8 protein-coding genes are annotated in these 9,273 nt (G+C 62.8%); 7 read left to right on the plus strand and 1 reads right to left on the minus strand.

The features are described from left to right. Positions 1 to 56: 56 nt before the first annotated feature. Positions 57 to 1,199, plus strand: a complete 1,143-nt coding sequence (locus tag MUO23_01895; protein MCJ7511706.1) for an alpha/beta hydrolase — start codon at positions 57 to 59, stop codon at positions 1,197 to 1,199. Positions 1,200 to 2,783: 1,584 nt separating this feature from the next. Here MUO23_01895 and MUO23_01900 read toward each other — a convergent pair. Beyond that, on the minus strand, positions 2,784 to 3,605 hold the full coding sequence (locus MUO23_01900) for a squalene/phytoene synthase family protein (protein MCJ7511707.1): 822 nt from the start codon (positions 3,603 to 3,605) through the stop codon (positions 2,784 to 2,786). Positions 3,606 to 4,362: 757 nt separating this feature from the next. On the opposite strand from MUO23_01900, the gene MUO23_01905 reads away from it, so the two are divergent. From MUO23_01905 to MUO23_01930, 6 genes are all read left to right on the plus strand, one after another. Further along, the gene (locus tag MUO23_01905; GenBank protein MCJ7511708.1) at positions 4,363 to 4,986 is read left to right on the plus strand and encodes a helix-turn-helix domain-containing protein; all 624 of its coding nucleotides are present in this window, start codon (positions 4,363 to 4,365) and stop codon (positions 4,984 to 4,986) included. Then, complete coding sequence (hemA, locus tag MUO23_01910; protein ID MCJ7511709.1) at positions 4,983 to 6,281, plus strand: glutamyl-tRNA reductase; 1,299 nt, start codon at positions 4,983 to 4,985, stop codon at positions 6,279 to 6,281. Before MUO23_01905 ends, hemA begins: the two co-directional genes overlap by 4 nt. Positions 6,282 to 6,370: 89 nt before the next feature. Then, positions 6,371 to 7,231: a hydroxymethylbilane synthase gene (hemC, locus tag MUO23_01915; GenBank protein ID MCJ7511710.1), complete on the plus strand. Its 861-nt coding sequence runs from the start codon at positions 6,371 to 6,373 to the stop codon at positions 7,229 to 7,231. Further along, positions 7,219 to 8,058, plus strand: a complete 840-nt coding sequence (locus MUO23_01920; GenBank protein ID MCJ7511711.1) for a uroporphyrinogen-III synthase — start codon at positions 7,219 to 7,221, stop codon at positions 8,056 to 8,058. The genes hemC and MUO23_01920 overlap by 13 nt, the downstream gene beginning before the upstream one ends. Then, the gene (gene hemB / locus MUO23_01925) at positions 8,034 to 9,071 is read left to right on the plus strand and encodes a porphobilinogen synthase (GenBank protein MCJ7511712.1); all 1,038 of its coding nucleotides are present in this window, start codon (positions 8,034 to 8,036) and stop codon (positions 9,069 to 9,071) included. The genes MUO23_01920 and hemB overlap by 25 nt, the downstream gene beginning before the upstream one ends. Then, the coding region (locus MUO23_01930; protein MCJ7511713.1) for a hypothetical protein at positions 9,059 to 9,273 on the plus strand (215 nt) is incomplete at its 3' end. The genes hemB and MUO23_01930, both read left to right, overlap by 13 nt.

Consider the following 9,273-nt stretch of genomic DNA (forward strand, 5'->3'; position numbering starts at 1 on the left):
CCTGACTACAACGGCTCGCAGATCCAGGTGGATCGCATCGAGGTTGAAGAGTGACTATGAACAGAGTAAAGCGACTTTCCATTCAATCATTCGCACCAAAGGCTGGGCATGTTATGTTGATCCTGTTCTCTATCCTTTTGGCTTGTCTGCTCATTATTGTGGGCGTGATGACTCTATGGAGTCCAGGAAGACCAACCCCCTTCTTGGATGAAGACGGACGGCCGCTGCCGGGCAGCATTTCGGAGAAGGTGTTTGTCAACATAAACGGTGTGCAGCAAGGGATGTTTATCATGAGCAAAGATGCAACGCATCCAGTGCTGCTTTACCTTCATGGGGGTATGCCTGAATACTTCCTTACTCAGCGATACCCGACTGGCCTTGAAGACCATTTCACCGTCGTTTGGTGGGAACAGCGTGGTTCAGGACTCTCCTACAGTGCCAACATTCCACCAGAGACGATGACGCTGGAGCAAATGATATCTGACACCTTGGAGGTGACCAATTACTTGCGTCACCGCTTTGGTCAGGAGAAGATATACCTGATGGGACATTCGGGGGGAACGTTCATTGGCATCCAAGCGGCTGCACGGGCACCGGAGTTGTACTATGCCTACATTGGCGTCGCTCAGATGTCGTATCAGCTAAGATCCGAAAGACTGGCGTACGAGTATATGCTTCAGCAGTTCCAAGAGAACGGAAACTTGGCAATGGTGCGAAGACTTGAAGCAGCACCCGTAACGATGACGGACGGCACACCGGATGCATACCTCGTATTGCGGGACGAAGCCATGCACAGCCTTGGCATTGGCACAACCCATGACATGCATTCAGTTATCACGGGTATCTTTCTTCCTTCGCTAACATTCCGAGGATACACATTATTGGAAAAGGCCAATATGTGGCGTGGCAAATCTCAATCCGGTGTTAGTCCCCTGTGGGATGAAATCATCGCCACGGATCTGACCACAAAGGTGCCTGAGCTTGCAATCCCCGTCTATTTCTTTGGCGGCATATACGATTACACATGCTCTTACACTTTGGCAAAGGACTACCTAGAGAAGCTACATGCACCCCTGAAAGGTTTCTACACCTTTGAACTGTCTGCACACAGTCCATTGTTTGAAGAACCTGAAAGGATGCTGAGGGTTTTACAGGAAGACGTTCTGGCGGGGACGAATAACCTTGCTGACGCAAAGTAAGTGGATGGTGAGCTACTGGTCATCGTAGTGTCCCGTGTTTAGCGCAAACAGGCACATGTGTCGAGTAGGATGATATGAAGGCGCCTAACAACCAGCTGAAGCTGACAACGGCGATTCAACCGCAAGAAATGGGGTTCCGCAACCCCCAGACTGGGTCCCATTGTATTGGGTGATCTCAACCCGCCAGTTGCAGCTTGGCTCGAGGCCGTTGGGCCGCGATCACACGCCACAGTGACATCCTATCTCAACCGTTCCCTCAGTGTCCACCATGAAGGTAGCCACGCCCGAGCATGGTCCTGGCGCCCAGACTCCCTGTTCCCGGAATCCGAGGCCGGTGATCCGACCGAGACCAACACTCTTCTCGGCGCCCCACCACCACACTCCAGCAATCGTGTCACGCACGGCGCCAACCAGCAGCCTCGCCCTAACTCAATCTCCCGACGCATTGCGAGACCGCGCCGTGGCCAATAGCGGAATCGAAACAACTTGAGTGGAAGTAGTGGAGTCATCCACGGAGGCGGCACCACCTCGCGCGGCGGCACCTTTGTTGATCCGGCAGCACGAGAACCGCCTCCCGCGCTCACAGCCGTGGCAGCGAGCCGATTGCCTCGCGGCTGAGCTCAAGACGCTCCCCGATCTCATGCGCCGAGGCTATCGGTTTGGAAGGAAGAGATAGCGGTAGAATGATCACCGCTTGCCCATCCCGTTATTGTCTGTTGCCTGGCGCCAGAAGATGGTTAAGGGTCTCGGCCCGCCAGGCAATCATGAATCAGCAGACCCTTATACGGAATCCGGCCAAAGGCGAGCAAGGGTCAATACCGCTAGGGCCGGGTCCTGCAAAACCCTGATCATGGGTTCCCTGGCCTCCCGTAGGACACCGGGACGGTGTGCGGCTTGGGCAGGCAAATCTCATCGTCGCCTCCTGAATAAGGGGGATCGTTAGAGGGCGTGTAAGGGTCTCCGGAAAGGAGGGAGAACCTAGTGCGCCTTCTTCGATTCCTGTTGAGGGGCGTAGGTGGGAAAGACGGTCAAGGGCCTTGATCTTGATGACACCGAGGAACTGCTGCTTGCGTCGCGGGATGTCCCTCTTCGACAGCGATCGCCGCCTACGGGTGGCCTTGCAGACCATTCAGCCGACTGCCACAGTAGAAACATCAACCGCGCGTAGCTCACCTGGCCAGACCGTACGGTTCAGGTCCGTGAGGTCGAGGGCCGTTCACCCCGGAGGGCTGCGCCCGCAGGGCGCCGGCCCGAACGGGGTTCGAGCCGCCCGCGCCCACCAGATCGACACCCCTGTCCTCACGATTTGCGTGCAGAGGGAACCGCGAGGACTTCACCTTCTTCCGAGGTGTCGCATGCGCTGACCGCGGGCCTCTTGGCTACAGGCACAGAGGACTACGCCCACGTACGTAGCAGGTCTGCCGCCAGAGCGGAGACCTCACGGCTGGTCCGCTCTCACGCGGCAAGGTTCGGGACGTCGGCCGGCGAAGACCCAGGACGAATACCGAAGCCGCAATCGCTGCCGGGCAAGAACGGGCGGAAACAGCACAGGGAAGGCGCGTGCGTTTGCCCGCACACGGGAGCCTAGGCCTCCGTGTCGGCCTGTTGCACGATTGCCAGCACGGCCGCGCGGGAAAGCTTGGTTTCCCCCCGTCGCAGCGCGGCGAGGGTGGCCTGAGCCAGCTTGAGGGGGATTGCGTACATGGCGTGAAAGGCCGGGGACGACACTGTCCGCGCATAGGCCTCGGCCTGGCCCAGGCACTTCGCCGCATATTCGGCCACCTGATCGAAACCCCATCCCGGTGGGAAGAAGTCCGCGCCGCGCCGGACGTCGTCCGTCCGGTTGCGCAAGATGTTGACCAGCTGCAGCCCGCGCCCGAACAGCACCGCCATCGAGCGGTCCACCTGAACTCCTTCGAAGAAAGCCAACAGGTCGCACAGCAAGATCCCGGCGGCACCGGCGACGCCGAATGTGTAGCGGTCCAGGTCCATCGGCGATTGGATGGCCCAGCCGGAGTCGGCCCAATCGGCCATTCGGTCCGCCATCGCGGCCGCTCCTTCCCAGATGCGCGGGGCAATTGCGGCCGGTGCGCGGCATGCCCAATCGGCAAGACGCAAGGATACGCTGGGCAGAGGGCATTGGGAGCCCTCTAGGATCTCGCGCAACGAGGCGGCATCGAAACGCTCGAGCGAGGTCTGGGCTTGGAAATGCCGGCTCACGGCACGCAGGATGCGGGCCTTGTCACCGACGGGCAACGTCGGATGATCCTCGATCTCATCGATCGCCCGCAGGCATAGGTAGGCCGAAGCAACCGCCTCCTGTAGGCCGCGCGGCAGGCGGGCAACCGGAAGGGAGAAGGTGCGACTGGTGGCCTCAAGCACCTCGAGTAACTCGTCGAAACCCATAGGCTGGTTCGAGACATCCCTGGGATGGCGCCGGAAACGGCGCGCGGTCTAGTATGCCCGGTGCGGACCGATTGTCAAGGGGTAGGAAACCAGGGGTGGGAGGGACGTGAAGGTCCAGCGAGCTCCCATGCCCATACTCACCGCACTGAGTCCGCACGAGGAGATGCCTACCTCGCCTCGCGGTCCGGAGGGACCGGTCGACCCGGCATGGATCTCTCGGGGCGTCTGTCGGGAGATTGCAGGTTGGTGATCCCCTTCGGCTTCGGCGAGATGGCGGGGTCTCTCGGCTCCGCCCTAGCCCGACCGGCTCCAACGTCGCCGCAAAGTTCCGTCTCTCAATGGTCCCTGAAAGCGGCCGAGGAGAGCCGATCCCGTTGGCGACCGCGATCGACACTCCCATTGGCGCCCATCGCCGCGTCCGTTGACGCAGCGCACTCCCCAATCGCGATTCAGTACTGAGCGATCACATCGTCTTGCGGCACAGGCGAGCAAGCCCCAAAACCACGTCCTGACAGATTGCCTGCCCGGGCTGATGTGGAACGGGGACACCTGCGCGGCAGAAGGCAACAATGGGGTAAATACCCCATCGATCCGGCATTGTCATACTGTCGTTTATGACATTCATCGTGGCGGTTTGAGGACGAAGATAAGCTTGACCCAATGGGGGCTATCATGTAGCCTTTGGCACAAGTGCATAGAAATAGTTAGATTTCAGCACATTTGCTAGGCGCAGATTCGAGTAGTAGGGACCTCTTCGATGTCGGAGCAGGACTGGCTCAGCCTTCGGGAAGCCTCGCGGCGATTGGGCATTCACCCCACGACCTTGCGGCGCTGGGCCGACAGCGGCGAGATCCCCGTGCTCCTCACGCCGGGGCATCACCGGCGGTTCTCGATCGAGGACATCCAGCGCTTCGCCGAGCACCGCCGCCAAGTGAAAGTCATCACCGGCCTCGAGCAGATGTGGTCGGATCAAGCCCTGGCCCAGACCAGGATCCGGCTGGACGAGAGCCGACAGAACCAGTGGTTAGCCGCGTTCGACCAGGGAGAGCGAGAGCATAAGCGAGAACTGGGTCGCAGGATGCTCCAGGTCCTGCTCAAGTACCTTTCGTTGTCCGAAGGCGGCGAGGATCTGCTTGAGGAGGCCAGATTGATCGGGCGTGAGCACGCCGAGAACACCCTCGGCCTCCGCCTTCCCCTGGCCAAGGCGATGGAGGTCCTGTTCTTCTTCCGTGACACGATGCTCGAGGCGGCCCTCCGGCTGCCCGAGGCCGCTCACGTGCGACCGGAAGCCAACGCCGATATGGTGCGTCGCATCAACAAGGTGCTGAACGAGGTCCAGCTATCGCTGGCAGACACCTACGACCGAGCCACACCCCGATGACCCTCCTTTGTCTGGGAATCACCCATCACACGGCACCGGTCGAGATTCGGGAGGTGCTGGCGCTCTCCTCTGCCGACATCGAAGAGGCGCTCGCCCGTCTACTGGGCGGGAAAGAGCCCTACCTTCGAAGCATCCACGAGTTGGCGATACTCTCGACCTGCAACCGTACCGAGGTGTATGCGGTCGCCGAGGGTCCCGACTTCGGCGGGCTGGCTCGCCTGCTGGCGGATGCGTGCGAGACCGACCCAAGTCTGTTCGAACCTTGGTTGTGCCGCATGGCAGACCACGCCGTGGTGGATCACCTGTGCCGGGTGGCCAGTGGACTGGACTCGCTTGTGCTCGGCGAGCAGCAAATCCTCGGCCAGGTCGTGCGCACTCTTGAACTGGCGCGCGATCAGCACACCGCAGGACTTCTCCTTTCCGCCATCTTCCAGACGGCGATCCGGGCCGGCAAACGAGCGCGGGCCGAGACCGCGATTGGTCGCAACCCGGCCAGCATCAGCGCTGTCGCCGTCCGCCTGGTCGAGCAATCGGTCGGTGAATTGGAGGGAGCCCGGGTGCTCGTGGTCGGGGCCGGCGAAATGGCCGAGCTCGCCGTGGAGGCACTGCGCAAGCGCGGGGCGACCGACATCGTCGTCATCAATCGGACTCGCGAGCGCGCCGCGATCCTGGCAAGTCGCTGGGGCGCCACGGCTCTGACCTTCCAGCATCTCGTGCCCGCGATGGGGGACGCCGACGTGGTCATCACCTCCACCAGCGCGCCGCATATCCTGATTGACGAGGAAATGGCCAGGCAGGCGATGTCCGGCCGGCCCGATCGGCCTCTTGCCTTCGTCGATATTGCCGTGCCGCGCAACACCGATCCGAGCGTCGCCACACTTCCCCAAGTCCGCTACTTCGATATCGACGACCTGCAAGGCCACGTGGAAGAGACGTTGGCTACCCGACAGCAAGAGATCCCGCGCGTCGAGGCAATCGTGGTGGAGGAATCCGCGGCCTTCGCCGCCTGGATGCGCGGTCAGGAGATTCGACCGCTGATCGTGGACCTACGGTCGGGGGCCGAAGCCCTGCGCCGATCCGAAGTCGACCGTACCTTCCGACACATGCCGCAACTAGATGAGTCCGAACGCCGTCGGGTCGAGGCAATGACCAAATCCTTGATCAACAAGATCCTGCACGCGCCCACCCTGCAGTTGAAAGCGGAAGGCAACAACGGTCATTCCGCCGAGTACGCCGAACTGGTGCGGCGCCTGTACGGACTCGGCGAGACGGACTCGGCAGGAACCGGGCTGTGATGCCTTCTCCCGAGCCCGCTGGTGACCGATCGGTGATGACGGCGGGCACACGCGCCTCGCGACTGGCCCGCTGGCAATCGGAATGGGTCGTGTCACAACTCCGCGACCGGTGGCCCGGCCTCACCCTGCTCACCAAGGTTCTGACCACCACCGGCGACGTTTTGCTCGATCGCCCACTGCCGGAAATCGGCGGAAAGGGCCTGTTTACCGCCGAGCTCGAGCAAGCCTTGCTCTCGGGTGAGATCGACATCGCCGTGCATTCCCTCAAAGACCTTCCGGTCGATCTTCCGGCAGGGCTCTGGGTGGGGGCTATCAGCCCGCGGGAGGATCCTCGCGACGTGCTCATCTCAAAGGCGGGATGGAAGTTGATGGAGCTGCCGGCGGGTGCACGCGTCGGAACGTCCAGCCTGCGGCGCGCCGCGCAACTGAAGGCGGCACGGCCTGACCTGACGCTGGTCGCTTTGCGCGGGAATGTGGACACGCGAGTCTATAAGGCTCTCGATGGCGACTACGACGCGGTCGTGCTGGCGAGTGCCGGTGTCAAGCGTCTCGGCCTACAGGAGAACGTAACGGAATTCCTGCCGCTTACGATCATGCTTCCGGCGCCGGGACAGGGGGCGATGGCCGTCCAATGTCGCGCCGACGATCGCCGGACCCTGTCCCTCCTGGCGGCCATCGACCACGCTTCCACCCGCGCCTGCGTCGACGCCGAGCGGACATTCCTCTCCGCCCTGGGAGGCGGGTGCTCCTCACCGGTGGCGGCGTTCGCCCATGCTATGCTCGAAGACGAGTCCGGCCCGATCGAGCTGACGGGCTTGGTCGCCTCGGTTGATGGGCAGCGCCTCATCCGGATCACGCGTCAAGGGTCCGAACCTGTCCGGCTTGGACAGCAACTGGCGCAGGATGCGCTGCGTCAGGGTGCTCAGGAGCTACTGCAGTGCCTAGCCTAGCCGGGAAGCGAGTGGTCGTGACCCGAGAGCGGAGCCAGGCCGGCGAGATGGCGATTCGCCTAGCCGAAGCCGGCGCGGTCCCGATCGTGTTCCCGACGATTGAGATCGCCCCCATGGCTGACCTGGGCCGCCTCGATCATGCCCTACACCACTTGGATTCGTACGATTGGGTGGTCTTCACGAGCCAGAACGGCGTGCGCATCTTCTGGGAGCGTTGGTCGCGGCTGGCATCTTCTGCAGACTCCTCGCTCGTCTTCCCGCCCGATGTCCGCGTGGCGGCCATCGGGCCAGGCACCGCCGCCGCAATCCGCGAACGCGGCGGCCGAGTGGATCTTGTCCCGAACGAGTACATCGCCGAGGCATTGGTCGAGGGGCTGCAGCCCCGTCAGGGTCTGCGTGTTCTACTTCCGAGGGCGGAAAGCGCCCGGGAGGCCCTGGTGGACGGTCTAGTCGCGCTAGGGGCGCGTGTGGAGGAGATCCCGACCTATCGGACCCTGCCGGCAGCGCCCGATCGCAAGGCACTCGCCGAGCTCGCGCGTGGGGTGGACGCGATCACGTTCACCTCGTCCTCGACGGTACGCAACTTCGTTGAGCTGGTCGGCAGGGTGCGCTCTCCGGACCGCAGCCGGGGATTTCCACTCGGCTCCGCGGTGATCGCATGCCTCGGGCCGATCACCGCCTCCACTGCGACGTCTCTCGGCCTGCCAGTCGACGTGACCGCCGAGGAATACACGATCGATGGATTGGTGAGGGCGCTCGAGAAGCACTTTTCAACCCCTCAACCGGATCCGAAGGAGAAGCGATGGCTGTCGATCCGACCCGGCTGAGTTTGCTGCCCAACCAGCTTCGACCGCGCCGGCTGCGGCTCAACCCGGGCCTGCGCCGGATGGTGTGCGAGACCCGGCTGGCACCGGCCGACTTCATCACCCCGCTGTTCGTGACGCATGGCCGCCAGGTCCGGGCCGAGATCGCCTCGATGCCGGGCGTCTTTCAATGGTCTGTGGATTCGCTGGCTAAAGAGGCAGAGGAGCTGGCCGCCCTGGGGATCCCGGCTGTCTTGCTATTTGGTCTGCCCGCCTCGAAGGATCCCATCGGGATCGAGAACTTCGCCCCGGATGGGATCGTCCAGCAAGCGATTCGAACGATCAAGTCGTGTGTCCCCGAAATGGTCGTTGTCACGGACGTCTGCCTGTGCGAGTACACCGACCATGGTCACTGCGGTCTCGTCAACGGAGAGGACGGGTCGCGCCCCCAGCCGCACCTGCCCGCCGGTTACGTGCTGAACGACGAGACCCTGCCGGTGTTGGCCAGGGTGGCAGTCTCGCACGCCGAGGCGGGCGCCGATGTGGTGGCGCCATCGGGAATGATCGATGGCATGGTCGCCGGCATCCGTTCGGCGTTGGACGGCGCCGGTTTCGCCCACCTTCCGATCCTCTCCTACTCCACCAAGTACGCCTCGGCCATGTATGGCCCGTTTCGCGACGCCGCCCAGGGTGCACCCAAGTTCGGCGACCGCAAGACGCATCAGATGGATCCGGCCAACGCGCGCGAGGCCCTGCGCGAAACGGCCCTGGACGTGGCCGAGGGAGCCGACCTCTTGATGGTCAAGCCTGCCCTGCCCTACCTGGACATCATCCGCCTCGTGCGCGACCGCTACCCGGAGATGCCGCTGGCGGCATACAACGTCAGCGGTGAGTACGCCATGGTGAAAGCGGCCGCCGCCAACGGGTGGTTGGATGAGGAACGGGTCGTCCTGGAAGTCCTAACGGCCATCAAGCGCGCCGGCGCCGACCTGATCATCAGCTACCACGCCAAGGATGCGGTCCGATGGCTGGCCTGAATCTGGGCGTCCGGGCGTCCGCCGACCGAAGTCTGCACGACCAGCACATGGCCGAGGCCGACTTCGACCAGGCACCCTTTACCATCGCCTGGGAGATCACCCGCGCCTGCGCCTACGCCTGCGTTCACTGTCGCGCCGACGCCCAGCATCGGCGCGACCCGCGCGAGCTTTCCACCCAGGATGGCTACCGGCTGCTCGAACG

It is taken from the genome of Anaerolineales bacterium (genome assembly GCA_022866145.1).
Classification (GTDB): domain Bacteria; phylum Chloroflexota; class Anaerolineae; order Anaerolineales; family E44-bin32; genus PFL42.